A 25,586-nucleotide genomic window follows, 5' to 3' on the forward strand; every position below is an offset into this window, starting at 1 on the left:
ATGGACCTCTCCAGCTTCGGCATAGGCGACAGCCTGGTGCGGGCGACGCTCGCCATCCATCAGCCGCCGATCGGCAGCAGCACCAGCCCCGGCGCGCTCATGAAGACATTCCACTTCGACTTCAACCCGTCCCAGCTGTCACTCACCCGCAGGGCCCAGTGGAAGACCACGCCCACCGCCGCCGTGCGGGACGGCGCGGTCCCTGAGTTCATGGGGCCCGAGCCCCGGGAGATGGCGGTGGAGATCTTCCTCGACCGCTCGGACGACCCGGACAGCAACGACGTGCGCAAGAAGGTCGAAGCCCTGTTCTCCTGCTGCGAGACGACCACCGCCAGCATCGCGGCGAACCAGCCGTCGACCCCGTGGGTGGTCTTCGAGTGGGGTGCCTTCTCCACCGCCCGCTTCAACGCGTACGTCAGCTCCGTGGAGGCCCAGTACACCCTCTTCAACACCAACGGGATGCCGATCCGGGCCGTCTGCCAGATGACCCTGCACGAGATCCCGAGCAGCACGCTCGGCCAGAACCCCACCTCCGGCGCGCTCACCACCCGCCGCGTGCACCGGGTCGTGGTCGGCGACTCGCTGCCGCTCCTCGCGTGGCGCGAGTACGGGGACGCCACCGTGTGGCGCACGATCGCCGAGGCCAACGACATCGACGACCCGAAGACGCTGACGCCCGGCGTCGAACTGATGCTGCCCGCCGCGGAAGAGGTCGGCGCCTGATGTCCGACATCGGCTTCTCCAACATCCTCACGGTGCAGATCGCCGGAACCAAGCTCAAGTCCCCGCAGAACAAGGACCTGGTGGCCGGCCGGGTCGACTTCGGCGCGGGCGTTCCCGGCGCCTTCCAGCTCACCTTCCGTGACGACACGAAGGACATCCTCGCCAAGCTGAACGTCGAGATCGGTGTTCCCGTGGTCATCGCGCCCTTCTCCGACGGCAAGGGCACACCGCTGATCACGGGAGAGGTCACCGCGCTGGAGACCGAATACGACCGCCTCGGCACCTTCACCGTCATCCGGGGCTACGACAAGGGTCACCGCATGCTGCGGCAGCGCAGGGTCGCGGCGTACAGGAACAAGACCGCCACCGAGATCGCCGTCGAACTGGCGCGGGAGAGCGGCATTCCGCTGGGAAGGACCCAACGGACCAAGGGCCAGTACGAGTTCATAAGCCAGGCCAATGTCACCGACTGGGACTTCGTCCAACGACTGGCGGACGAGAACGAGATGGTGATGTCCATCAACTCGAAGGGGAGGTTCCAGTTCGTCAAGCGGCAGAGGGCGATGTCGGCTCCACCGGAGAGCATGCCGAGCTCGCGGAGCGCGCTCCTCCTGAAGGGCGGCGAGGAGATCCTGCGCTGCCGCGCGGCGGTCACCTCCGCCGACCAGGTGACCGCTGTCGAGGCGCGTGGCTGGAACGTCACCACCAAGCAGTCCCTCGTCCACAAGACGCCCGCCCTGGACAACCCGGGCTTCGTCATCGGGACGAAGCCGTCCGAGGCGTCCAGGAGGTTCGGCAAGGCCGAACTCGTCGAGACCGCAACGCCGTACGACAAGCTGGACGAGGTCAAGCAAGCCGCCGAGTCCCTGGCGGAGGACGTGACCTCGTCCTTCGCCGAGGTGGAAGTCACGGCGCGCGGCAACACGGAACTGCGGCCGGGCGTCGCCGTCACCCTCAAGGGCGTCGGCAAGCCGTTCCAGGGCAAGTACACGATCACGGCCGCCCGTCACACCTTCGGTGACCAGGAGCACTACCAGACGTTCCTGAACGTCAGCGGCCGCCAGTGGCGTTCGCTGTACGGGCTCACCTCCGGAGGCGGAGGGACGGGCCCGACCAGGCTGCCCAGCGTTGCCAATGCCCTGGTCACCGATATCAAGGACCCGCTGCGGCAGGGCAGGGTCAAGCTGACGTTCCCCTGGCTGGACGACATGTACGTCAGCGACTGGACCCGGACCGTCCAGCTCGGCGGGGCCAAGGGCGGCAGCATGATCTCCCCGGATGTCGACGACGAGGTGCTGGTGGCCTTCGACCGCGGCGCTCTGGACCACCCGTACGTCATCGGCGGCCTCTACAACGGCGTCGACAAACCGGACCCCGTCGACGTGCCGGTCTACGACCCGACGCGCGGCAAGGTCACCCGGCGCACCCTGTCCGACCGCAGCAACAACCGCATCGACCTGCTCGACCAGAGTGTCGGTCTCAAGCGCGGGGTGCGGCTGTCCACCGGCGACGACCGGCTCACCATCAACCTGGACCGCACGAAGACCGAGATCGTCGTGGACAGCAAGGGCGCCGTCTCCATCAGGGGATCCGCCGGGGTGGCCGTCAATGCGGGAGGCAACCTCTCACTGAACGCGGTGGGCTCCCTGACGATCCGCAGCGGCGGGCCGATGAACATCAACGCGGCGTCCGTCCTGTCCCTGCAGGCGGGCGGCGTCGCGTCCGTGACCGCCGGCGGGGCGCTCACCATGACGAGCACGGCGGCCATGACCTTGTCCGCCGGGGTCTCCCTGCAGATGACCGCCGCCATCAACATCGGCCTGCAAGCCGCCACGATCAAGTCCAGCGGCCTCCTCACCTCCAACAACAACAAGGTGCTCACCGTGGGGGCAGGCTGATGGCAGAGCAGTTCGTCGGCTCCGGATGGGCGTTCCCGCTGCGCATCAGCCCCACCGGCGGTATCGCCCTGGTCAGTGGGGAACGCGAGGTCGAGGAGGCCATCAGGCTGGTCCTGTCCACCGCGCCCGGAGAACGGCCGATGCGCCCCGAGTTCGGCTGCGCCATCCACGACATGGTCTTCGCCCCGGTCAACGAGGCCACCGCGGGCCGCATCCAGCACGAGGTGCACAGCTGCCTGGACCGCTGGGAACCGCGCATCGAGGTGGACGACGTCGCGGTGACGGCCGGCGCGGACGAAGGCGTGCTCTTCATCGACGTCCGCTACTCGATCACCGGCACCAACAATCCGCGCAGCCTGGTCTTCCCGTTCTACGTGATCCCCTCCCACGACGGACCCGATGGGTCCGCCGCGCCCGACGAGCACCTTGGAAGCGACCGCTGATGGCCCTGCCCTCCCCGAACCTCGACGACCGGCGCTTCCAGCAGTTCGTCGACGACGCCAAGCGCTACATCCAGCAGCGCGCTCCCGAGTGGACCGACCACAACGTCTCCGACCCGGGTGTGACCCTCGTCGAGACGGTCGCCCACATGGCGGACCAGATCGTGTACCGGCTCAACCGGGTTCCGGAGAAGAACCACCTCGCGTTCCTGGACCTCATCGGGATCACGCTCTTCCCCCCGTCCGCCGCGCGCGCCGGCGTCACGTTCTGGCTGTCGGCGCCGCAGAAGCAGCCCGTCGTGCTGGCGACGGGTACCGAGGTCGCCACGGTCCGCACCCAGACCGAGGACGCGGTGGTGTTCGCCACCGAGCGCGAACTCACCGTGGTGCCCTGCGAGCTGTCGTACCTCGTGGTCCAGCGGGCCGAGCAGGAGGCGGTCGACCGCACCTCGGACCTCGCGGGGGCGAAGGACGTGCACTGCTTCTCGGAGGCTCCGCGCCCCGGTGACCGCATGCTGTTCGGGCTCAGCGCCGCCGTTCCCCGGTGCGTGGTCGTCCTGGAACTCGACAGCCAGGTCGACGGTGTCGGTGTCGACCCCAGGCAGCCGCCGCTGGTCTGGGAGGCGTGGACCCCCGACGGCTGGGTCGGCTGCGACGTCGACCGGGACACCACCGGCGGGCTCAACCGCCCCGGCGAGGTGGTGCTGCACGTGCCCGGCGGCCACGCGCTCTCCCGCACCGGGCGGCGCGAGGCGGGCTGGTTGCGCTGCCGGGTCACCGATCCGGAGCAGGGCCAGCCGTTCTACACCACCTCGCCCACCATCCGCTCCGCCGAGGCGTTCAGCATCGGCGGCAGCACCGGCGTCGTGCACGCCGAGACGGTCCGCGACGAGGCACTGGGGGAGGCCACCGGCCTGCCGGGCCAGCGGCTGCGGCTGGCCAACAGCCCCGTCGTCGGTGACGCGCAGCCGCTGCTCCTCGAGGTCGCCGAGCGCGACGGCTGGGTCAGGTGGGAAGTGGTCGGCAACTTCGCCGCCTCGGGGGCCGACGACCGGCACGTCACCCTGGACGCGACCACCGGTGAGATCGCCTTCGGCCCGTCCGTACGCGAACCGGACGGCACCCTGCGCCAGTACGGGGCCGTACCGCCCAAGGGTGCGCCTGTCCGGGCGCGCCGCTACCGCACGGGCGGCGGAAGGGCGGGCAATGTCGCCAGGGGCGCGATCCAGGTGCTGCGCGACTCCATCCCGTACGTCTCCGACGTCGTCAACCGGGAGGCCGCGCGGGGCGGGGTCGACGGTGAGACCGTCGAGGAGGCGAAGGTCAGGGCGCCCATCGCGCTCAGGGCGCAGGACCGCGCCGTGACCCTGCGGGACTACGAGGAACTCGCGCGCCGCGCGGCACCCGAGACCGCACGCATCACCTGTCTCGCGGCCGAGCCGGACGAGCACGGTGCACACGCCGTACGGGTACTGGTCGTCCCGCAGGCCGTGTCCGACCCGGGCGGCCGGCTGCGCTTCGAACAGCTCGTCCCCGGAGACGCCCTGTTGGGGCGTATCACCGCCTACCTGGACGAGCGGCGCCTGATCGGGACCCGGCTGGCGGTCGGTCCGCCGTTCTACCAGGGGGTGACGGTCGTCGCGACGGTGCACGCCTTCCGCGGTACCGACACCGACCGGGTCAGGCGACAGGCGCACGACGCCCTGTACCGCCATCTCGACCCGCTGACCGGCGGAGCGCACGGCACGGGCTGGCCCTTCGGCCGCCCGGTGCAGGCGGGCGAGGTGTTCGCGGTGCTCCAGCGGGTGCCCGGCGTCGAGCTGGTGGACGAGGTGCTGCTGCACCCGGCCGACCCGCTCAGCGGCCGGCGCGGCGACCCCACGGAGCGGATCGACCTCGAACCCTCCGCGCTCGCCTTCTCGTTCGACCACCGCGTCCGGGTGATAGGAGACGCGTCGTGAACGCCGGCGGGAGCATGCGCGGCTCCGTCGACGGACTCGGCTCCTCCGCGCCGCTGGGCCTGATGCTGCCGGCGGTGTTCGCCGACGACGATCTCGCGCAGCGCTTCGTCGCGGGTATCGACGAGGCCCTCGCACCGCTGCACAACGTGCTCGACTGCCTGGACGCCTATTTCACGCCGTCGCTCGCGCCCGCGGACTTCACCCGCTGGCTCGGCAGCTGGGTGGGTGCGGAAAGCGACGGGCCGGACGCCGCCGGGGGCGCAGACGGCCCCGCGGACGGCGAACCGGCGGAAGCCGCGCCGGCCCCACCGGCCACCGGCCGTCCGCAGGACACGGAAGCGACGGTCGCGCTGCGCGCCGCGGTGACCGCCGCGGTACGGCTGCACCGCATCCGTGGGACCCGGCGCGGACTGTCCGAGGCGATACGGCTCGCCTTCGGCGTGGAACCGGAGATCACCGAGAGCGGCGCGGCCGCCTGGGACGCGCGGCCCCTGGGCCCGGTCCCCGGCGAGCGGCGGCCGCATCTGCACGTCACCGTACGGCTGCCGGAGCCCGACCCGGCCGCCGAACACCGGCTGGAGCGGCTCGTAGCGGCAGCTCGCCCCGCCCACATGCCTTACACGGTCCAGGTGACCGCCCCCGAAAGGACTCCCGACAGGTGACCGATCAGCAGGGTTCCCCGTCCACCCCGTCGTCCGCAGCTGTCGGCGCCGACGCGGGGAACGCGGGGAACACGTCACATCATTGTGCTGAATGCGGTACGCGCTCGACTCCGGGGCAGTCGTTCTGCGACGGCTGCGGCGCGGTACTGAGCTGGACCCCGGGGCAGGAGGAACGGGGTACGGGGACGGCAGGTCGGCAAGGCGGCGCGGGTGCGTCGGGTGCGTCGGGTGCGTCGGCTTCTCCGGGCTCGGGCGGGGGCACGTCGGCCGACGGCGATGCCGAGCCCGGTCCTGAGGGCGGTCCGGGTCCCGGCCCCGGCCCCGGCCCCGACCCCGATTCCGGCCCCGGCCTCGGTCCTGATGCCGGTGATCCCGCCCCCAGGGCAGGGAGCGCGGGCCCGGTGCGGGAAGCCGTCCACGGACCCGTGAGCGCCGCATCGCCGACGGCGGCGCGCGCGGAGGAGGAGACCTTCCCCACCGACCCGGTGGCTCCCGTCGCACCGGCCGCCTCCCCGGCGGGTGCGACCCCGGACGCGAGCGCGCGCGCCAGGGCGCTGCTCGTTCCGGTCGCCGACCAGCGCGCCGCCGCACCGGCACCGGATGTCGCGCCGGTCCTCCCCGGCGTGCCCGCCGCGGCCCGTCCCCGCGTCCAGGCCCCCGGCGCGGAACCGGCCGACGAGGCCGGTCCGCCGTGCCCCTGGTGCGAGGTCGGCAACCGCCCGGACCGACACTTCTGCCGGCGCTGTGGCATGTCACTGGCGGAGCGCCCCAGTGCCCCGGAGGCTCGGCACCCCTGGTGGCGCCGGATCCGGAACGTCGGCAACCGCCCGGACCCGTGGGCGGGCGAGCGCCCGCGGCTGCGCCGCGGCATCGGCCGCGGCTTCACCTGGATCGCGTACGGCCTCGCGCTCACGCTGGTGATCTACGGGGCGCTCAACGTGAATTCGGCATGGAGCGCGGCGCGCGACCATTTCGCGAAGCGGGCCCAGGTCACCCCGGATTCCGCCGAGGCGTCCCGTTCCTTCGACGGCCACCCGCCGAAGGTGCTCTTCGACAAGATCAACAACAGCTGGTGGGGCCCCGGCGTCTCGCAGTCCGCCGACGGGGAGTGGATAGAGGCGCGCTTCAAGGAACCCACCCGCCTGCTGGACATCCTGATCACGTCCGGCATCTCCACCAAGGCTTCGGACCTCTCCGAGGCCGCGCTGCCCCACCGCATGGACGCGATCATCATCACGGCCGACGGGAAGCAGACCACGCGCCAGATCACACTCGACCAGGTGAGCGGGCCGCAACAGCGGAAGTTCCGGGCGCAGAACGTCGTCAGCGTCAGGTTCGTCATCCGCTCGGCGTTCAACGTGGGCGCCGACAAGCAGGTTTCGATAGCCGAGATCGAGTTCTTCACCCGCGCCACGACCAGCGGTACCTAGTGTTCCGATTCGGGAATTCCGTTCAGATGCGCGGACTTGGCCCCTGGCACGGATGGAGCGGCCGAAGGCCGAGTTGACGCTGTCGGACGAGGAACGGGCCGCGCCCGAGGAGCGGGCGCGGCGTCGTTTCACGCCGCAGGTAGCGCTTCGAGCGAGTCAAGGCAAGGCGCCTGACGGCAGAAAGGCCAGGTCAGGCGCCCTTCCTTGGGCGTCTAGAAGAAGCCGAGGCGCTTCGGCGAGTAGGAGACCAGCATGTTCTTCGTCTGCTGGTAGTGCTCCAGCATCATCTTGTGGGTCTCGCGGCCGATGCCCGACTGCTTGTATCCGCCGAAGGCGGCGTGTGCCGGGTTCCATCCAGCTCCGTATTCAGGATTGGGGACAATGAGGCATGACCGACACAGAGTGGCTCGATTACTGGTTGTCACAGGCTCCGCCTGTCGCGGAAGAGACACTGGAGCGGATTGCGGCCCTGGTCACCGGCGAGGTTGGTGAGGAGAACTTCGACTGAGGTCTGTCCTGTTGGGTGGGGCGAAGGGATGTCAGTGCGGTGTGACAGCCTCCGGGGTATGAGTTACGACTTGGCTGTTTGGGAAGGCGAGCGGCCGGCGGATGACAAGTCCGCCGGCCGAGTCTTCGGTGACCTGTACGACCGCTACATCGAAGCGGAGGTGGATGAGCCCCCGTCCGAACGCATAGCAGCCTTCGTCGCCAAGCTTCTTGAGCGGTGGTGTGATCTTGCCGAGGACGACGATGACACCTCACCCTGGTCGACCAGTCCTTTGATCGGTGAGGCCAGCGGACCGCTGATCTACTTCCCGATGCGGTGGAGCATGGCCGAAGAGGCCTCGGCCTACGCGGCAGCCGTGGCGGAGGCCATGGGGCTGGTCTGCTTCGACGTCCAGCAGGACCGGCTCAGGCCTTGAATGGAGCCTAGAAGAAGCCGAGCTTCTTCGGCGAGTAGCTGACCAGAAGGTTTTTGGTCCACTGGTAGTGCTCGAGCATCATCTTGTGGGTCTCGCGGCCTATGCCGGACTGCTTGGTACCCCCGAAAGCAGCATGTGCCGGGTAGGCGTGGTAGCAGTTCGTCCAGACGCGGCCCGCCTGGATCGCTCGGCCCGCGCGGTAGGCGGTGTTGATGTCCCGGGTCCAGACGCCCGCGCCCAGGCCGTACGCCGTGTCGTTCGCGATCCGTACGGCGTCGTCGAAGTCCTGGAAGGAGGTCACCGACACCACCGGCCCGAAGATCTCCTCCTGGAAGATCCGCATGCGGTTGTCGCCCTCGAAGATGGTCGGCTGGACGTAGAAGCCGCCCGCGAGATCGCCCTCCAGTTCCCGGCGCTCGCCGCCCGTCAGGATCTTCGCGCCCTCCCGCTGGCCGATCTCCACGTACGACAGGACCTTCTTCAGCTGCTCCTCCGACGCCTGTGCCCCGATCATCGTGTCCGTGTCCAGCGGGTGCCCCGGCACGATCAGTTCGGTGCGGGCGACGGCCGCGTCGAGGAAGTCCCCGTACCGGCCCCGCTCGATCAGCGCGCGCGACGGACTCGTGCACACCTCGCCCTGGTTGAGGGCGAACATCGTGAAGCCCTCCAGGGCCTTGTCGCGCAGGTCGTCGTCCGTCGACCAGATGTCGTCGAAGAAGAGGTTCGGGCTCTTGCCACCGAGTTCCAGGGTGACCGGCTTCAGGTGCTCGGCCGCGTACTGCATGATCAGCCGGCCGGTGGCGGTCTCCCCCGTGAAGGCGATCTTCGCCACCCGGGGGCTGGACGCGAGCGGCTTGCCCGCCTCCTCTCCGAAGCCGTTGACGATGTTGACCACGCCCGGCGGCAGCAGGTCCGCCACCAGGCTCAGCCAGTAGTGCACCGACACCGGGGTCTGCTCGGCCGGCTTCAGCACCACCGTGTTCCCGGCCGCCAGCGCCGGGGCCAGCTTCCACACCGCCATCAGGATCGGGAAGTTCCACGGGATGATCTGCCCGACCACACCCAGCGGTTCGTGGAAGTGGTAGGCGACGGTGTCGTCGTCGAGCTGGCTCAGCGCGCCCTCCTGCGCGCGCAGCGCCCCCGCGAAGTACCGGAACTGGTCGACGGCCAGGGGCAGGTCGGCCGCCAGGGTCTCCCGCACCGGCTTGCCGTTCTCCCAGGTCTCCGCGACCGCGAGGGCCTCCAGGTTCTGCTCCATCCGGTCCGCGATGCGCAGCAGGATCGACGACCGTTCGGTGACCGAGGTACGCCCCCACGCGGGCGCCGCCGCGTGGGCCGCGTCCAGCGCCCGCTCCACGTCCTCGGCCGTGCCCCGGGCGACCTCCGTGAAGACCTGGCCGTTGACGGGGGAGGGGTTCTCGAAGTAGCGCCCGCGGGCGGGCGGAGCGTACTCGCCGCCGATGAAGTGGTCGTAGCGGGGCGCGTACGACATGAGCGCCCCCTCGGTACCGGGCGCAGCGTAGCGGGCCATGGTGTCCTCCCCTTGCCGGGCGCCGGCCGCCGTCGGACAGCGCTCGCGTGGAGGCTAGGAGCGGGCAGGTTGCGGATACGTTGCACGCCGCCGTCCACCGGGGTCCGGGTCCGGACGCACGCCGAGCTCCCGGTCCAGGGCGCGTACGCGGGCCAGCGCGGCCGGCCTGCGCTCCGGCGGCAGCGCCGCCGCCAGCGCCCGCCAGGCCTCCGGGTCGTCCGCGCCCCACGAGCCGCACACCCAGTCGGTGAGCAGCCCGGCATCCGCCCGCGCGATCACGGCCGCCCGCGCCTGGTCCTCGATCCGGCGCCGCAGCCGGACGATGCCGGGCGCGGTGGAGGCCGGCAGCAGGGGGCCGGGGTAGTGGTGGAGGGCCGCGGACACCGCCCCGGCGGCCAACTGCCGTGTCAGGGCGGTGAAATCCGCGTCCAGCGGACCGGCCGTGCGATACGGGCGCGAAAGCGGAGCCGACGGCCCCAGCAGGGCGCGCAGCCGGGAGATCTCGGCGCGTAACGTCACCGGTGACACCGACTCGTCCTCGTAGAGGGCGATCGCCAGCTCCTCGCCCGACAATCCCTCGGGATGGTGCGCGAGCAGAGCCATGATCTCGCTGTGCCGCCGCCCCAGCCGGAGCGTGCGACCGGCGGTGACCAGCAGCGCCTCGTCCTGGCCGAGGGCGGAGAGCGTGTCGCGGGCGGCCGGCGGATCCGGTTCGAGCAGGGTCAGCTGGGCTTCCGCCGCCCGGGCCACCGCCTGCACGAAGCCGAGGGAGTGCGGGTGGGCCAGGCCGTCGCCCCCGGTGATGTCCACCGCGCCCAGCAGCCTTCCGGTCCGGGGGTCCCGCACCGGGGCCGCCGCACAGGTCCACGGGTGCACCCGGCGGCTGAAGTGCTCGGCCCCGAAGACCTGCACGGGCTCGCCCGTCGCGACCGCCGTCCCGGGGGCGTTGGTCCCCATCGCCGACTCCGCCCAGCGCGCACCCGGGACGAAGCCGAGGCCCTCGGCCCTGCGCAGGGTGCCCGGTTCGCCCTCCACCCACAGCAGGCTGCCCCGCGCGTCGCACACCGCCAGAAGGTGCGCCCCGTGCGCGGCGAACGCCCCGACGAGATCCCGGAACAGCGGCATCACCCGGGCCAGCGGGTGCGCCTCGCGGTACGAGCGCAGCTCCCCCTCCGCGAGCTCCACCCGGGGCGCGCACTCCGGGCTGAGCCGGGCCCGCGCGCACCGCCGCCAGGACCGCGCGATGACCGCCCGGACCGGCTCCTCGACCCGCCCGTCCCGGGTGAACGCGGCATGGGCCCGCCGTAGCTCGCGCGTGCGCGCGGCCGGATCGGCCCCGCCCGGCAGCGCCACCGACGGATCGCCCATCTCACCCTCCCGTGGTGCCGCGGTACGGAGTTGCCGAGCTGCGGAGCGTCCCCATCGTCGTCCCGGTACCGGGTCCCGGCAAGCCGTACGTCGGCCAGGGCGCCGGCGGTACGCGGCCCGCGCGGGCCGAAACCTCATGGGCCGGGATCGGCCTCCAGTGCCGAGCCCGGGTCCGGGGCGGACGGCCCCGACGGGATCCACCGGCCCGCCTCGCGGCGGTACGGCCACCAGCGCCCCTCCCGGCCCAGCCGGATCTGGCGGCCGGTGCCCGCCTGCGTCCATCGGGCGCGGACCCGGCGGAGCACCGGCGCCTCCCCGTCCGCCCACGCCGCGGCCAGGGCCGCACGGGCACGGGCCAGTGTGCTCCGGTCCGGCGTCCAGTCGTCCTCCAGCGCCGCGAGGCCCGGGGCCGCGCCGAAGCCCCAGGCGCGTACGGCCAGTTCCATGTCGGCCCGGCTGCGCCCGGTAGCCGCCGCCAGGCGGGAGCGGACCCGGACGTCATGAGCCTCGGCCGTGAGCCGTACGGCGTCTTCGGCGTGCGTGAGAGGGGCCGCCGGGGCGCGATCGGCGTGTCCCGGAGCCAGCGCCTCGGCGAGCCGCCGGTGGGCCTCGGCCGCGGCCGCCCGGGCCAGGAACTCCACCCCGTCCACGTCGAGATGTGGTTCCGGTCCGACCTCGGTGTCCAGCGTCGGCGGATGGCCCGGCGCCTGTGGCAGCCCCGGCACCGGCGGCAGGGCGGGGAGGACAGCGCCCGCCGCGAACACCTCCGCCGCCGGGACCCCCTCGTCGGCGGGGGTTCGCAACGCGCCTCCTGCCGCTTCCGCCGTGCTCCGCCGCGCCAGCTCGCCCACCAGCTCGCGCCCGCCCCGGCCGCGCAGGAGCAGCAGCACGAAGGGGTCCTGGTCCAGCAGCCGGGCCACCTGGTAGCAGAGCGCGGCCGTGTGCGGGCAGTGGTCCCACTCGCCGCAGTCGCAGCGCGGATCGAGGTCCCCGATGCCGGGCAGCAGTTCCACCCCGGCCGCGGCCGCGTCCTCGGCGAGCTCCGGCGGCACCTCCCGGTCGAGCAGCGCCGCGATGTGCCCGGCCTCCGCGGCGGCCAGATCCAGCAGGCGGTCCCATTCCGCTTCCGTGAACTCCTGCACCAGCACGTCCGTCCGGTGCGCCGTCCCGTCCGGATCGCGCACCACCGCGGTGAGCCCGCCGGGGCGTACCGACACCGCGCCGACCGCGCCCGAGCGCGCGTACCGGCGCCCCTGCTTGACCTGCGTCCCGTCGAGCGCACTGTCCTCCAGGGCGCGCAGCCATGCATGGCCCCACCAGGTGTCGGCGAAGCCGCGGCCGCGGGTGGGCGCCACGGCCGGGAAGGTCTTCTCGTACGGATCCCGGGTGTTCATCGCTCACTCCTCGCGCGTGGTCGGGCGCAGCGCCACGAGTTCGGCCAGTTCGGCATCGGTCAGTTCGGTCAGCGCGCCCTCGCCGCCCGCGAGGACGGCGTCGGCGAGGGCGCGTTTGCGGGCCAGGAGCTGTGCGATCCGGTCCTCGACGGTGCCCTCGGCGATGATCCGGTGGACCTGTACGGGCTGGGTCTGGCCGATGCGGTAGGCGCGGTCGGTGGCCTGTTCCTCGACGGCCGGGTTCCACCAACGGTCGAAGTGGACGACGTGCCCGGCCCGGGTGAGGTTCAGCCCGGTGCCCGCCGCCTTCAGGGACAGCAGGAACACGGGGACCTCACCCGCCTGGAAACGGTCGACGAGCTCCTCACGGCGCGGCACCGGTGTCCCGCCGTGCAGGAACTGCGAGGCGATCCCGCGGCCGGCCAGATGCTTCTCCAGGATCCTGGCCATCGCCACGTACTGGGTGAAGACGAGGACCGAGCCGCCCTCGGCCAGGATCGTGTCGAGGAGTTCGTCGAGCAGCTCCAGCTTTCCGGAGCGGGCGCCGCCGCCACCGCCGCCACCGGCCTCCTTGGCGCCGCGTTCCGCCGGGCTGTGCTCCCGCAGGTAGTGCGCCGGGTGGTTGCAGATCTGCTTGAGGGAGGTCAGCAGCCTGACCACCAGACCGCGCCGCTCCATTCCGTCCGCCTCCGAGATCGCGGCGAGGGTCTCGCGTACGACCGCCTCGTAGAGCGAGGTCTGTTCGCGGCTGAGGGCGACGGTGTGGTCGGTCTCGGTCTTGGGCGGCAGCTCGGGCGCGATGCCGGGGTCGGACTTCTTGCGGCGCAGGAGGAACGGCCGGACGAGCGCGGACAGCCGGGCGGCGGCCTGCGGGTCGCGGCCGCTCTCGACGGGGTCGGCGTAGCGGGATCGGAAGGTGCCGAGGCGGCCGAGGAGCCCGGGTGTGGTCCAGTCGAGGACGGCCCACAGCTCGGCGAGGTCGTTCTCGACGGGGGTGCCGGTCAGGGCCACGCGGGCCGGGGCCGGGATGGTACGCAGGGCCTTGGCGGTGGAGGAACGCGGGTTCTTGACGTGCTGGGCCTCGTCGGCCACGACCATGCCCCAGCCGGTGGTGGCGAGTTCGGGCGCGTGCAGGCGCATGGTGCCGTAGGTGGTGAGGACGAATCCCCCTGCCTGCCCTGCCTGCCCTGCTTGCCCTGCTGGCCCAGTGAGCCCGGCGAGGCTGCGGCCCGGGCCGTGGAAGCGGCGTACGGGGGTGCCGGGGGCGAACTTCTCGATCTCCCGCTGCCAGTTGCCCAGCAGCGAGGCCGGGCACACCACCAGGGTGGGTCCGGCGGTGGCGGGGTTCCCGGGCCGGTTGCGGTGCAGGTGGAGGGCGATGAGGGTGACGGTCTTGCCGAGGCCCATGTCGTCGGCGAGGCAGGCGCCGAGGCCGAGCGAGGTCATCCGGGCCAGCCAGCGCAGGCCGCGCAGCTGGTAGTCGCGCAGGGTGGCCCGCAGTTCCGGCGGCGCGCCGGGGACGTCGGCCGCGGCGTCGGCGGCCTCCTGCGGGTCGGTGGCGAGACGCGCGCGCAGCCCTTCCAGCGGACCGGTGGCCTCTACGTCGACCCGCTTGCCGTCGATCTCCGCCGACCCGGTGAGTACGGCGGCCAGCGCGTCCGCGGCCGCGATCTCACGGTCCTGGCGGGCGCGGGCCCGGCGGGCCTCGGCGGGATCGACCAGGACCCACTGGTCACGCAGCCGGACCAGGGGGCGCTTCGCCTCGGCGAGACGGTCGAGTTCGGCACGGGTGAGATCGCCCTGGTCGCCGAGGGCGTGGCGCCAGCTGAAGGAGAGCAGGGCGCCGGGGGAGAGCAGGCCGGAGGGGCGGGCGCTCGCGGTGGTGTCGTCGGGGGAGCCGAGGACGGCCCGGGCGCTCAGGTCCCGGCGGAGCCCGCGCGGCCAGTGCACCTGGACCCCGTCGGCGGCCAGGACGGCGGCGGCTTCGCCGAGCAGCTCCGTGACCTCCTCGTCGGCGAGTTCGACCGCGTCCGGGACGGCCGCGCCCAGCAGCGGGGCGAGCGGGGGCCACAGCCGGGAGGCGCGGCGCAGGGCGCGGAGGGCGTCCATCCGGGCGCCGGGCGGGAAGGCGGCCGCGGCGGCACCTGATCCGGCCCAGACGTCGGCGGCATCGGCGACGAGGGCGGCGTCGGCCAGGCTGTGCATCTGCAGGACGGCCCGGAAGGCGGGGGCGGCTCCGGGGTGCTGTTCCGCGGCCGGGTCGAGTACTCCGTCGAGTGCTCGGTCGAGTTCGATCCGCAGGGAGATCCGCACTCCGGCGTCATGGCCGGCGGCCACCTCGGCGGCCCATCCGCGCAGCTCGGGGTGGAGCTGCGGCGGGCGGCCGGCGTACGCGGGGCCGCCGGCGGCCGCCGGCGCGGCGGGGGAGCGGGGGAGGGTGTCGGCGACGGCGTCGAGGAAGGCCCGCAGCAGCGGCTCCGGCGCGGGCAGCCGGGGCGGCCCGTCGGCGTTCAGCGGCACGCAGTGGGCGGCGGGCGGCATGGCGGCGGCCAGTTCCCGGACCTCGTCGAGGTCGGCGGCCTGCAGCGGCCCGATCCGCCAGGCGTCGTGGCCGGCGGGGCTCAGCCCGGGCAGGAGCTGTCCGCGCGCGGCGAAGCGCAGGGCGAGCAGTGCGGCGGCGCCCCAGAACGCCGGGGCGGAGCCCGCCTCGGCCGCGGCGGACCGGGCGCGGGTGAGCAGGGGCAGGGCTTCATCCACGGACAGGACGCGTGCGACCACGGTGGTCCGGCGCAGGTCGGGGGTGATGACGGTGAGCTCCTGCGAGCTGCCGGTGCGGGATGAGGCGCCGGCACCGTCGCTGGTGCCGGTACCGGTACCGGTACGGGCGCCGGGCGTCCTGCCGTCGGTCCGCCAGAGGGCGATCCGGCCGCCGCCGGCCGGGTCGGCGGGGAGGAACACGGCGGAGTGGTGGTGGATGAGGCCGGAGATCTCGGAGAGCACGCATTCCTCAAACTTGACTACCGGGTACGGGGTGGCCGAGAGTACCCGACCGAGGGCGCCCGACGGCGCGGGCGGGGCCGTGACCCGGGTCACTTCGAAGACCGTTCGGGTGTCGGGGAACGCACGGCCTCGACGGCACGTTGAGCGGGTAGTAGTTGGCCGACGGCAGAAGGAGGTGTCCGCAGATGTCCACGAGCGGAAAGATCGCGGTTGCCGGAGTCGTGGCAGCCGTCGTGCTGTTCTGGACCGTGGGGTTCTGGGCGGGACTGCTGGTCCTGATCGGCGTGCCCGTCGCCGCCTACCTCCTGCTGGATTCCTCCCAGCGGCGTCGGCTGCGGGGTATGTCCAGGAAGCAGATAGGCCGCTGACCGCGGCCGCCGCGCGGCCGCCCGGTGGGGCGGCCGGGCTCCGGCTTCGGCGCGGAGCCCGGCAGGCACGGCCGCGGGGCGGGCCTCGGGCGCGTACCCGTCCGGTGGCGGTGACGCCCGAAGGGTGTGCCCCGCCCGGGCGGCGGGCGGATCAGGCGGCGCCGCTCACGACGGCCAGGTCGAGGTCCGCTTCGAGCAGCATCTGGGATGCGTGGTCCACGAGGTGCCGCAGCACGGGCGAGTAGGTCTCGTCGCCGCCCAGTTCGTCCAGGATCCGGTGCCCCTCGGCGCGGAATGCGTCGATCTCCGCCCGGTACCGGTCGAGGACGGCGGGCTTCCGCAGCAGCCCCTCGAGTTCCGCTCTGGCCTGATGCGAGCGCCCGGCCGAGGCGCACAGGCCCAGGATGCGGTCCCGGGAATCGGGCGAGGCGTCCTCGATGACGGAGGCGAGGAGATAGGTGACCGTGCCGTTGAGCAGGTCCTCGTTGCGGCCGGACAGGATGTCTTCCTGGTCGTTGAATATTTGCCAAAGGATGCCGAAGACGTAGCCGAATTCACGCCACAGCTCCACCTTCTCGGCTGTCGTTCCCGAGAATATTGCGGCCATTGCCGTGATCATTCCGAAGGGCGCACCGGACTTGCCGCGGTACGTCTCGACCACCGATTTCCGCGAGGCGCTGCGGGCGCCCCCGCGCATGTCGTCGATCTGGCCGTCGACGCCGATGATCCAGCCGTTAAGGATCTCGGTTATCAGGGCGCTGCGCGCCGACTCCGGGAGATCTTGCGCGAGGAGGATCTGGATGGGGAGTGAGTTCCCCGTGATGACGGCTGCGAGCAGTGCTTCGTTCTCGGTGAGCTCGCCGGAGATGGAGGCGCCGCTGGCGTCCGCCAGGTCGTCGAGGTAGCAGGCCGAGGTCCACCACAGCAGGTGGACGGCGGACAGCGGAATGGCCGGCCTCGGGTTGCCGGTCTCTATGGCGTGGGTGAGGAGCGGCAGCACCGAGAGGGGATGTCTCAGTTTGCGGTGCTCCAAGAGCTTGGCCACTGAGTTCCTGGTCGTGCTCGCCACTGGGCCGAGCCGCTCCAGCGCGGTGTCGATCTCCGCTTCGATGTCCTGCGAGACTTCCCGGTGCAGGTCCAGGTAGGACATGGAATTCAAGAATGGCCTCCGTCGTGGAATGGGCCGCAGGTGCGAGGTGCGCATCTTTGAGCCGCTTGACTGGCCGATTCGATCATTCCGGAGGAGGGGGATCCAGAGCGATTTCCGGCCTCCTTGGCCGGTTCTTTTCGATTACTGAGGGGCCGGAACGGACCGCTCCTGGAGGCCGGTTACCGACTAACCGCCCGGTATGGGCCGTGCATCGGAGCCGTTGTTGTCGCCGCCGCTATTCGCAATAGCCTTTGCAGTCGTCACCGCCACCGCCCGCTCCGGCTCGTGTTCACGAGGGGCGGACCGCTATGCGGTCCAGCGCCGTCAGCAAGCCCGGCAGGTCGGGCAGGTCCGGCCGTTCCGAGTCCCGCTCGTGGGGAACCGTGAGCACCTCGCCCGGTTCCTCGTCCAGCAGGACGAAGGCGGCCTCGCCGGTACGCGCCACGAGCGACCAGCCGGGCCCGTCCACCCGCAGCGTCCGGGCCCCCTCGCCGGCGAACGAGGACCGCACGCGGCCTGGCGGTGGCGGAGTCTTCGCGTACGCCACGGCCTCCTCCAGCGCCCGCGCGAGCCCGGGGTGCGCGGCGGCCGCCGCCCCGCCGTCCGTGGCCACGCGCTCCCGCCAGTCCGCCCACTCCCGCGCGATCTGGTCCGCGCCCATCCGCCGCTGCACCGGACCCCAGGCGTCCGCCGAGGGCGGGGCGAGCGGGACCCGCCCCGTACCGTCCGCTCCCTGCTCGGGATCGTGCGGCTCCGGGATTCCGGACGCGGCCACCGACAACTCCAGCGGCCAGCCCGCCAGCGAGACCACGATCGTCCGCTCGTCAGGGGACAGGTCGTACTCCATCCCGCAGTCCCAGGAGGCGATGGCCGTCGCGACGAGCGAGACGTCGTCCACGACGACCGTCCACCGCGCGCCCTCCTCGTCCTGGCCGAGCACCAGCCCGTACCCCTCCCGGTTCGGCGCCACGCCCAGCAGGGAGCAGGCCTCGGGGAAGTCGTCGCCCAGGATGCTGGGGAACTGCGCCGGGGTCAGCAGCACAGCGGTCAGCACATACAGCGAGCCGCCACCCTCGTCGTCGGACACCTGGCCTCCTGGTAGCTCTCTCGTCGGCGCACCTTAACCAGCGGGTAACCCGCCCGTCGAGAGCCTGCGGGACACGATTTCCAAGCCTGCTACCTGCACGTAGAGTTGGGAACCCGCCACAGAAAGGGACACCTGGTGCAGCGTTACGATCGGCTGAGGGAGATCCTCCGTCTCGATCCCGACAAGGATTTCCTCGCCATCTACCGGCTCACCGCCACCTACGAGTTCCCCTGGGACTTCACCCGCGCCCTGGAACTCGCCCTGTTCCGGACCTACGCCGTCCCGAGCATCGGTGGCCTGCTGGCCGAGACGGCCGAGTTCACCGACCGGACCCAGAAGCGCTACGACGACACCGCGCTGCTCCTGGACGCGGTCGTCGAGCACGGCTTCGAGAGCGACACCGCGCGCACCGCCATCCGCCGTGTCAACCAGATGCACCGCAGCTACGACATCTCGAACGAGGACATGCGGTACGTCCTCAGCACCTTCGTGGTGATTCCGGCGCGGTGGCTGGACGCCTACGGCTGGCGTCCGCTGACCCACCACGAGCGCCGGGCCTGCGCGAACTACTACGCCACCCTCGGCCGCCACCTGGGCATCACGGACATCCCGGGCTCCTACGAGGAGTTCGAAGCCACCCTCGACGCCTACGAGGAGGCCCACTTCGACTGGGACGAAGGCGCCCGCAAGGTCGCCGACGCCACCCTCGACCTCATGGCCTCCTGGTATCCGGCGCCGGTCGCGCCCGCCGTGCGGCGCGCCAGTCTCGCCCTCCTGGACGAGTCGCTGCTGGGCGCCTTCCGGTACGAGCCTCCGCGCGCGCCGGTCCGGCGCCTCGTCCAGGGCGCCCTGTGGCTGCGCGGCCGCGCGGTACGGCTCCTGCCCCCGCGCAGGGCCCCGCACTACGCCCGCCAGAACCCGGAGATCAAGGGTTATCCGGACGGCTACGACGTGGGTGAGCTCGGCACGTTCCCCGTGCCCGGCTCGGGTGGCTGCCCCGTTCCGCATCCCCGCCGGCCCGCCGGAGCCGAGGCCCAGCCTCCGGCCTGATCCCGGTCACCTCCGCGGACCCCGGGCATGGGGCCGACGTACGGATGTGTTCAGGGGCGGCGTACGGCCAGCACGAGGAATCGGTCGTCGTCATCGGCGTACGAGGCCATGTCCCAGCCCGAACCGGTCAGCAGCGGGCCGAGGTTGTGCTCGGCCCGCATGTCCTGCGGGGTCAGCTCGCGGCCGTGACGCGCGGCGAGGGCCGCCCGCCCGATCGGGTGGAAGAGCGCGAGCCCGCCACCGGGGCGGACCACGCGGGCGAGCTCGCGCAGGTTCGCCCCCGGGTCGGGCAGGTGGGCGATGAGCCCCGCGGCGAACACAGCGTCGAGCACCTCGTCGCCCAGCGGCAGCCGGGCCACGTCGGCGAGCAGCAGCGCGCCCTCGGCGTCCCGCCCCGCCCGCCGCGCGGCGGCCAGCATCTGTGGGGTGAGGTCCACGCCGAGCACGGTCCCGGCGGGTCCGACGGCGGCGCGCAGCGCGGTCATGGCCCGCCCGGTGCCACAGCCCGCATCGAGCACGCGGTCCCCCGGGCGCAGTCCGAATTCGGCCACGGCGGTGGTGAACGCGGGCCCGTCCCCGGGAAACTTGCGGTCCCAGTCGGCTGCGCGCGCCCCGAAGAACTCCTGCACGTGTGTGTGGTCGTCGCTCATGTGCCCATGATCCCCCACCGGCTCCGGCTCGTATCCCTGCGGACCGTGCGCAAGGTGGCACGTGGTGTGATCGGAGATGAACGTAGCTCTGTCATATTCCAGCAGTTCCAGCGGCTTTCGAAATGCGCCCCCTGTTCGCGCCCTCACCCGGACTAGCGTCCCGTGGCCATGGGACACCTGGGACATCTGGACCACGCCGCCTATGGGTGGCTGACACCCGCACTGTCATATGTGATGGCATCGATCGGCGCCGCCCTCGGGCTGCGCTGCACCGTCCGCGCGCTCGCCACGACCGGAGCCTCCCGTCGTAACTGGCTCCTCACCGCGGCCTCCGCCATCGGCACCGGCATCTGGACCATGCACTTCGTCGCCATGCTCGGCTTCGAGGTCACGGGCACCGAGATCCACTACGACGTGCCGCTCACGATCCTCAGCCTGCTCGTCGCCGTGCTGGTCGTCGGCGCCGGAGTCTTCGCCGTCGGCTACGGCAAGGAGCGCGGCCGGTCCCTCGTACTGGGCGGCCTGACCACCGGACTCGGCGTCGCCAGCATGCACTACCTGGGCATGGCGGCCCTGCGTCTGCACGGCGACGTCTCCTACGATCCGCTCACCGTCGGACTCTCCGTCGCCATCGCCGTGATCGCGGCGACCGCCGCCCTGTGGGCCGCGCTCAACATCAAGTCACCGGTGGCGGTCGCCGTCGCCTCGCTGGTCATGGGCGCCGCCGTCAGCAGCATGCACTACACGGGGATGATGGCCGTCGCCGTCAGCGTCAGCCCCTCGGACACGGTCCTGCCCGGCGCCACGGCCATGCAGTTCATCTTCCCGCTCGCCGTCGGCCTGGGTTCCTACCTGTTCATCACCGCCGCCTTCGTCGCGCTGTCCCCGACGGTCGACGAGCGCGCCGCCTCCGCTTCGGCCCGGCACCTGGGGGAGCACACCGTGACCGTGCACTGATCGCGCGCACCGGCAGTCCGTGTACCGGGCCGATCCTGCGGCGCCGCACCGCCGCGTACCGGCTATGGCCACGGCCGCGGCCGCATCACCCCACCAGCCGCATCACCCCACCCGCCTCCCCCCCCACACATCTGCCCCACCGCTCCACCTGTCACACCGCTTCACCCGCCCCACCGCACCCGTAGGCACCGCCCGGAACGAGGAGCCCATGCGAACACCCCGCAGGAAACCGGAAGCAGCGGCGCCGCGGCTGCCCGCGCCCCCGGCACGCGGCCGCCGGGCCCACGCCGGGCCGCCGGCCGAGGAACCGGCGGAGCTCCGGGACCAGCGGCCCCACCCGCCTGCCGCGCGCGCGAGCGGCCCCCGGCCGCGGTTGCGGCTGCGCCCCGCCACCGTCCGCGCGAAGATCGTCTCGCTGCTGATGGTCCCGGTCGTCTCGCTCCTCGCCCTCTGGGCCTTCGCCACCGTCAACACCGCCCAGGACGTGGCCCGGCTCAGCCGCGTCCACCAGGTCGACACCGAGATACGCACACCCGTCGCCGCCGCCGTCACCGAGCTCCAGGCCGAACGGCGCGCCGCCGTCCGTCTGCTCGCCGACCCCGCCTCCGACCCGGGCGCGCTCGACCAGCAGGCCCGCCGGACCGACGCAGCCGTGCAGCGGCTGCGGCTCGGTGACCAGCACACCGTCGCCGACTCCGGCGACTACCGCTCCGACATCGTGGTCCGGCTGGAGGCGTTCGTGGCCGCCGCCGAAGGCCTGGGCCCGTCGCGCAAGGACATCACCGACCGCCGGGCCACCCCCGAGGCCGCCTACACCATCTACACCCGCGTGGTCGACTCCGCCTTCGCCGTGGGCGGCGCCCTGACCGGCGGGGAGAAGGCCGAACTCGGCCCCGACGCCCGGGTCCTGCTCGAATTCTCCCGCGCGGCGGAACTGCTGTCCCGGGAGGACGCCTTGCTCGCCACCCCCGGCCCGCGTACCGCCGAAACGCTTCGGCAGCTGACCGGCGCCGTCGAGTCCCGCCGTGCGCTCACCGACTCCGCCGCCCGTGACCTCCCCGCCGCACAGGAAGCTGTCTGGCAGTCCGCCGCCAAGAGCGCCGCCTACGCCGACCTCACCGGCGCCGAGGACCGTGCGCTGGCCGCGGGCACCTCCAAGGAGAGCCGCGGGGTGCCCGCCGGATGGGAGGCCGCCCACAACGGCATCGCCGCCTCGATGCGGGAGGTCGAGGCGGCCGCACACGCCACGGCCGCCGACCGGGCCGACCCGTTCGCCGAAGGGGCGCTCACCCCGGCCGGGGCCGCCGTGCTGCTGGGCCTGGCGGCCGTCGCCGCCTCCCTCGTCATCTCGGTCCGGATCGGGCGGGCGCTGGTCGTCGAGCTCGTCTCGTTGCGCAACACCGCCCTGGAGATCGCCCACCGCAAGCTCCCGCAGGCGATGGAACGGCTGCGCGCCGGCCAGGAGGTCGACGTCGCTGCCGAGACCCCGCCCGGGCCACCGGCCGAGGACGAGATCACCCAGGTCGGCGAGGCGCTCCACACCGTCCACCGGGCCGCGCTCAGTGCCGCCGTCGAACGGGCGGAACTCGCCAGCGGGATCTCCGGGGTCTTCGTCAACCTCGCCCGCCGCAGCCAGGTCCTCGTACACAAGCAGCTCACCCTGCTCGACTCGATGGAGCGGCGCGCCGACGACCCGAACGAGCTCGGTGACCTGTTCCGCCTCGACCACCTGACCACCCGGATGCGCCGGCACGCGGAAAGCCTGATCATCCTGTCGGGCGCCGCCCCGGGCCGGGCCTGGCGGATGCCGGTCCCCCTCACGAACGTCGTGCGGGCCGCCGTCTCCGAGATCGAGGACTACCCGCGGATCGAGGTGCGGCAGCTCGCGGAAGCCGCCGTGGTCGGGGGCGCCGTCGCCGACCTCACCCATCTGCTCGCCGAACTCATCGAGAACGCGGCCCAGTTCTCCCCGCCGCACACCAAGGTCCGGGTCAGCGGCGAGCCCGTCGGCACCGGCTACGTCCTGGAGGTCGAGGACCGCGGACTCGGTATGGGCCCCGACACCCTCGGCGACGCCAACCGCCGCATCGAGCAGTCCGAATCCCTCGACCTCTTCGACAGCGACCGGCTCGGTCTCTTCGTGGTCAGCCGCCTCTCGGCCCGCCACGGAGTGAAGGTGCACCTGCGCACGTCGCCCTACGGCGGCACCACCGCGGTGGTGCTCCTGCCCAACTCCATGCTCCAGGGCGCGGTCACGGCCGCCGCCCCCGGCGGATCCCCTGCCCCTGCCCCTGCACCTGTCCACGGTTCGGCCCCGGGTTCCGCCATGGCTCCGGAAGCCGACCCGGCACCCCTGCCGGAGCGGCCGGCTCCCGCCCCGGTCCGAGCACCGTCCCCGGCCCCGTCCGCGTCCCCGGCCCCGTCCCCGGTCCGGTCCTCCGCCCAGGCGCCGAAGGCGGGCGGGAAGGCGGAACAGCCGCCCGCCATGACCGTCGTACGGGAGGACGCGCAGCCCCCGGCTCCGGCCCCGGCACCGAAGCCCGTACGCGAGGAGCCGCGCCCGGCCCCGGTGGCTTCGCTCCGGCCGCGCGGCCCCGGCGGCGCGGGCCCCGGCGGCGCGGGCCCGGGCGGCGCGGGCGCCCGTACCCAGACGGCCGCGGTGCCCCCGGCCTCGGTGACGGAACTGCCGCGCCGGGTGCGCCAGGCCAGTCTCGTCCCGCAGCTTCGCGAAGCCCCCGCCCCGAAGGCCCCGGCCGCGTCCCGCCTCCCCGAGGAGCCGCCGGGCCGCAGCCCGGAGCAGGCCCGGGACCGGATGGCGGCCTACCGGGCCGGCTGGGTCCGCGGCGCCCAGGAGAACTCCCCTCACGCAGGCAGCGAAGGAGAAGTGTGATGATCGAACACCAAAGGATCCACCTCGACGGCGGCCGCAGGTCCGGCGAACTGGACTGGCTGCTCGACGACCTGGTGCTCCGGGTACGCGAGGTCCGGCACGCCGTGGTGCTCTCCAACGACGGCCTGGCGGTGGGTGCCTCCAGCGCGCTCAGCCGGGAGGACGCCGAGCACCTGGCCGCGGTGGCCTCCGGCTTCCACAGTCTGGCCAAGGGCGCGGGCCGGCACTTCCACGCCGGGGGCGTGCGCCAGACGATGGTCGAGATGGACGAGGGCTTCCTCTTCGTCGCGGCCGCCGGCGACGGTTCCTGCCTGGCCGTGCTCAGTGCCGCCAGTGCCGACATCGGCCTGATCGCCTACGAGATGGCCCGGCTGGTGAAGCGTGTCGGCGAGCACCTCTACACCCCGCCCCGGTTCGCGGCGCGCCCGCCGGCCGCCGGCTGAGGGCGGCGGTCCGGCACATGAACGGCCAGTGGTACGACGCCGACGCGGGCCCGCTCGTCCGCCCGTACGCCATGACCGGCGGGCGTACGAAGCCGGGACCCCACGGCGTCCGTTTCGACCTGATCGCGCTGGTCGCGGTCGATCCGGCGGGCACGGACGAGGCGGCCGAGTCCCTGCTGGGCCCCGAACACCGGGCACTGCTCGGACTCTGCCGGTCCGAGACCCAGTCGGTGGCCGAACTCGCCGCCGACGCGGACCTGCCCGTGGGGGTGGTGCGGGTGCTGCTCGGGGACCTGCTGGAGGGCGGGCACGTCAGGGTCAGCCGGCCCGTACCGCCCGCACAACTGCCGGACGAGCGGATTTTGCGTGAAGTCATCGAGGGATTGAGAGCGCTTTGATGGGACAGCATGACGACCGATCTGCGGAACCGGCCCAGGGTGCGGATCCCGGTCCCGAGGAGGACCCCGAACTGGCCGCACTCGCACTGAAGATCCTGGTGGCGGGCGGGTTCGGGGTGGGCAAGACCACGCTGGTGGGCGCGGTCAGCGAGATCCGGCCGCTGCGGACGGAGGAACAGCTGAGCGAGGCGGGTGAACTGGTCGACGACACGGGCGGCGTGGACCAGAAGACGACCACGACGGTGGCCATGGACTTCGGGCGGATCACCATCCGGTCCGGGCTGTCCCTGTACCTGTTCGGCACGCCGGGGCAGGACCGCTTCTGGTTCCTGTGGGACGAGCTGTCGCAGGGCGCGCTGGGCGCGGTGGTACTCGCCGACACGCGGCGGCTGGAGGACTGCTTTCCGGCGGTGGACTACTTCGAGCACCGGCGCATCCCCTTCGTGGTGGCCGTCAACTGCTTCACGGACGCCCGGCGGTTCGGGGCGCACGACGTCTCGCGGGCCCTGGACCTGGAGCAGGGGACGCCGGTGGTGCTGTGCGACGCGCGGGACCGGGACTCGGGGAAGGAAGTCCTGATCAGGCTGGTCGAGTACGCCGGGCGGGTGCACACCGCCCGGCTGCTGGACTCGGTGGAGCCGCAGGCCGATTCCGTGTGAACCGGCCCGGCCGGCGGCATCGGGGGCCAGGGGTCAGGGGGTCAGGGGGGCAGAGGTCAGAGGCCGCGGGTCAGGGGCCGGTCATTCGGCGATACCGGCGAGGGCGATCACCTTGTCGATCGGGACCCTGACGAGGAGTTCGGTCGGGACGGCATTGCGGCGTCCGAAGGCTTCGGCCTGTTCCTCGCCCATGTAACGGGCGCCGATCCGGGTTGCCCAGGTGAGCAGTTCGTCGGCGCCGTCGGCGTACTCGGTGATCTCGGCGCGGCCCTGGAGGACGACGAAGGAGAAGGGCGGCCGGTCGTCGTCCACGCAGAGCGCGACCCGGCCGTCGCGGGCGAGGTTGCGCCCCTTGACGGTGTCCTTTCCGGTGTTGAAGACGAAGGAATCGCCGTCGAGTACGAACCAGATGGGAGCGATGTGCGGACTTCCGTCCTCACGCACGGTGGAGAGCTTTCCGGTGCGGGTCGAATGCGAGACGAACGCCCGCCATTCCTCTTGAGTCATCTTCTTCGCCATGAGGACATCCTCCTTGCCCGAAAGGCGCTGGTGGGGAAGGCTTGCGGCACAAGTACGCGGGGTGGGGCGCGGCCATGTGGCCGAC

General features: G+C 72.5%; 22 protein-coding genes and 1 pseudogene. 14 read left to right on the forward strand and 9 right to left on the reverse strand.

The genetic code is table 11. From position 1 onward, the window contains the following. From KO717_RS31590 to KO717_RS31615, 6 genes are all read left to right on the forward strand, one after another. The gene (locus tag KO717_RS31590) at positions 1-723 is read left to right on the forward strand and encodes a CIS tube protein (protein ID WP_301372863.1); all 723 of its coding nucleotides are present in this window, start codon (positions 1-3) and stop codon (positions 721-723) included. Beyond that, on the forward strand, positions 723-2,621 hold the full coding sequence (locus tag KO717_RS31595) for a VgrG-related protein (protein ID WP_301372864.1): 1,899 nt from the start codon (positions 723-725) through the stop codon (positions 2,619-2,621). The genes KO717_RS31590 and KO717_RS31595 overlap by 1 nt, the downstream gene beginning before the upstream one ends. After that, on the forward strand, positions 2,621-3,064 hold the full coding sequence (locus tag KO717_RS31600; protein ID WP_030010538.1) for a GPW/gp25 family protein: 444 nt from the start codon (positions 2,621-2,623) through the stop codon (positions 3,062-3,064). Before KO717_RS31595 ends, KO717_RS31600 begins: the two co-directional genes overlap by 1 nt. After that, entirely contained in the window at positions 3,064-5,022 is a 1,959-nt protein-coding gene (locus tag KO717_RS31605) for a putative baseplate assembly protein (protein ID WP_301372865.1), read from the forward strand. The genes KO717_RS31600 and KO717_RS31605 overlap by 1 nt, the downstream gene beginning before the upstream one ends. Before the next feature lie 14 nt (positions 5,023-5,036). After that, the gene (locus KO717_RS31610; RefSeq protein ID WP_301374877.1) at positions 5,037-5,684 is read left to right on the forward strand and encodes a phage tail protein; all 648 of its coding nucleotides are present in this window, start codon (positions 5,037-5,039) and stop codon (positions 5,682-5,684) included. 425 nt (positions 5,685-6,109) lie between these two features. Next, on the forward strand, positions 6,110-7,114 hold the full coding sequence (locus KO717_RS31615; protein WP_367401551.1) for an NADase-type glycan-binding domain-containing protein: 1,005 nt from the start codon (positions 6,110-6,112) through the stop codon (positions 7,112-7,114). Positions 7,115-7,326: 212 nt separating this feature from the next. On the opposite strand, the pseudogene KO717_RS37530 reads toward KO717_RS31615, so the two are convergent. Next, positions 7,327-7,461 (reverse strand): annotated as a pseudogene (locus tag KO717_RS37530) (aldehyde dehydrogenase family protein); the annotation flags it as partial. 219 nt (positions 7,462-7,680) lie between these two features. On the opposite strand from KO717_RS37530, the gene KO717_RS31620 reads away from it, so the two are divergent. Continuing rightward, complete coding sequence (locus KO717_RS31620) at positions 7,681-8,037, forward strand: hypothetical protein (RefSeq protein ID WP_301372867.1); 357 nt, start codon at positions 7,681-7,683, stop codon at positions 8,035-8,037. 7 nt (positions 8,038-8,044) lie between these two features. Here KO717_RS31620 and exaC read toward each other — a convergent pair whose 3' ends face one another. The 4 genes from exaC to KO717_RS31640 all read right to left on the reverse strand — a co-directional run bounded on the left by exaC (position 8,045) and on the right by KO717_RS31640 (position 15,330). Beyond that, complete coding sequence (exaC, locus tag KO717_RS31625; RefSeq protein ID WP_301372868.1) at positions 8,045-9,568, reverse strand: acetaldehyde dehydrogenase ExaC; 1,524 nt, start codon at positions 9,566-9,568, stop codon at positions 8,045-8,047. A gap of 54 nt (positions 9,569-9,622) precedes the next feature. After that, positions 9,623-10,936, reverse strand: coding sequence for a GAF domain-containing protein (locus tag KO717_RS31630; RefSeq protein WP_301372869.1), 1,314 nt, complete (start codon positions 10,934-10,936; stop codon positions 9,623-9,625). Positions 10,937-11,070: 134 nt separating this feature from the next. After that, entirely contained in the window at positions 11,071-12,330 is a 1,260-nt protein-coding gene (locus KO717_RS31635; protein ID WP_301372870.1) for an SWIM zinc finger family protein, read from the reverse strand. Between the two features lie 3 nt (positions 12,331-12,333). Further along, complete coding sequence (locus tag KO717_RS31640) at positions 12,334-15,330, reverse strand: DEAD/DEAH box helicase (RefSeq protein ID WP_301372871.1); 2,997 nt, start codon at positions 15,328-15,330, stop codon at positions 12,334-12,336. A gap of 185 nt (positions 15,331-15,515) precedes the next feature. Between KO717_RS31640 and KO717_RS31645 the strand changes: the two genes are divergently transcribed. Beyond that, positions 15,516-15,698, forward strand: coding sequence for a hypothetical protein (locus KO717_RS31645; RefSeq protein ID WP_301372872.1), 183 nt, complete (start codon positions 15,516-15,518; stop codon positions 15,696-15,698). A gap of 151 nt (positions 15,699-15,849) precedes the next feature. Here KO717_RS31645 and KO717_RS31650 read toward each other — a convergent pair whose 3' ends face one another. Together KO717_RS31650 and KO717_RS31655 are read right to left on the reverse strand one after the other, a co-directional pair. Then, on the reverse strand, positions 15,850-16,848 hold the full coding sequence (locus KO717_RS31650) for a polyprenyl synthetase family protein (protein ID WP_301374879.1): 999 nt from the start codon (positions 16,846-16,848) through the stop codon (positions 15,850-15,852). Positions 16,849-17,137: 289 nt separating this feature from the next. Then, entirely contained in the window at positions 17,138-17,935 is a 798-nt protein-coding gene (locus KO717_RS31655; protein WP_301372873.1) for a hypothetical protein, read from the reverse strand. 132 nt (positions 17,936-18,067) lie between these two features. Here KO717_RS31655 and KO717_RS31660 point away from each other — a divergent pair, with 132 nt between their 5' ends. Beyond that, positions 18,068-18,985, forward strand: a complete 918-nt coding sequence (locus KO717_RS31660; protein ID WP_301374881.1) for an oxygenase MpaB family protein — start codon at positions 18,068-18,070, stop codon at positions 18,983-18,985. Positions 18,986-19,035: 50 nt separating this feature from the next. On the opposite strand, the gene KO717_RS31665 is transcribed toward KO717_RS31660, so the two are convergent. Further along, positions 19,036-19,635, reverse strand: coding sequence for a class I SAM-dependent methyltransferase (locus KO717_RS31665; RefSeq protein ID WP_301372874.1), 600 nt, complete (start codon positions 19,633-19,635; stop codon positions 19,036-19,038). Between the two features lie 177 nt (positions 19,636-19,812). On the opposite strand from KO717_RS31665, the gene KO717_RS31670 reads away from it, so the two are divergent. From KO717_RS31670 to KO717_RS31690, 5 genes are all read left to right on the forward strand, one after another. Next, positions 19,813-20,592, forward strand: coding sequence for an MHYT domain-containing protein (locus KO717_RS31670; RefSeq protein WP_301374883.1), 780 nt, complete (start codon positions 19,813-19,815; stop codon positions 20,590-20,592). 208 nt (positions 20,593-20,800) lie between these two features. After that, a complete protein-coding gene (locus tag KO717_RS31675) occupies positions 20,801-23,482 on the forward strand; it encodes a sensor histidine kinase (RefSeq protein WP_301372875.1) in 2,682 nt (893 codons plus the stop codon). Then, positions 23,482-23,925 carry a roadblock/LC7 domain-containing protein gene (locus tag KO717_RS31680; protein WP_301372876.1) on the forward strand — a complete coding sequence of 148 codons (444 nt, stop codon included), beginning with the start codon at positions 23,482-23,484 and terminating at the stop codon, positions 23,923-23,925. The genes KO717_RS31675 and KO717_RS31680 overlap by 1 nt, the downstream gene beginning before the upstream one ends. 17 nt (positions 23,926-23,942) lie before the next feature. Beyond that, complete coding sequence (locus tag KO717_RS31685) at positions 23,943-24,323, forward strand: DUF742 domain-containing protein (protein WP_301372877.1); 381 nt, start codon at positions 23,943-23,945, stop codon at positions 24,321-24,323. Beyond that, positions 24,320-24,982: a GTP-binding protein gene (locus KO717_RS31690; RefSeq protein WP_437184602.1), complete on the forward strand. Its 663-nt coding sequence runs from the start codon at positions 24,320-24,322 to the stop codon at positions 24,980-24,982. The genes KO717_RS31685 and KO717_RS31690 overlap by 4 nt, the downstream gene beginning before the upstream one ends. Before the next feature lie 81 nt (positions 24,983-25,063). On the opposite strand, the gene KO717_RS31695 is transcribed toward KO717_RS31690, so the two are convergent. Next, on the reverse strand, positions 25,064-25,501 hold the full coding sequence (locus KO717_RS31695) for a PPOX class F420-dependent oxidoreductase (protein WP_301372879.1): 438 nt from the start codon (positions 25,499-25,501) through the stop codon (positions 25,064-25,066). Positions 25,502-25,586: the final 85 nt, after the last annotated feature.

This window comes from Streptomyces xanthophaeus (assembly GCF_030440515.1).
Lineage (GTDB): Bacteria > Actinomycetota > Actinomycetes > Streptomycetales > Streptomycetaceae > Streptomyces > Streptomyces kutzneri.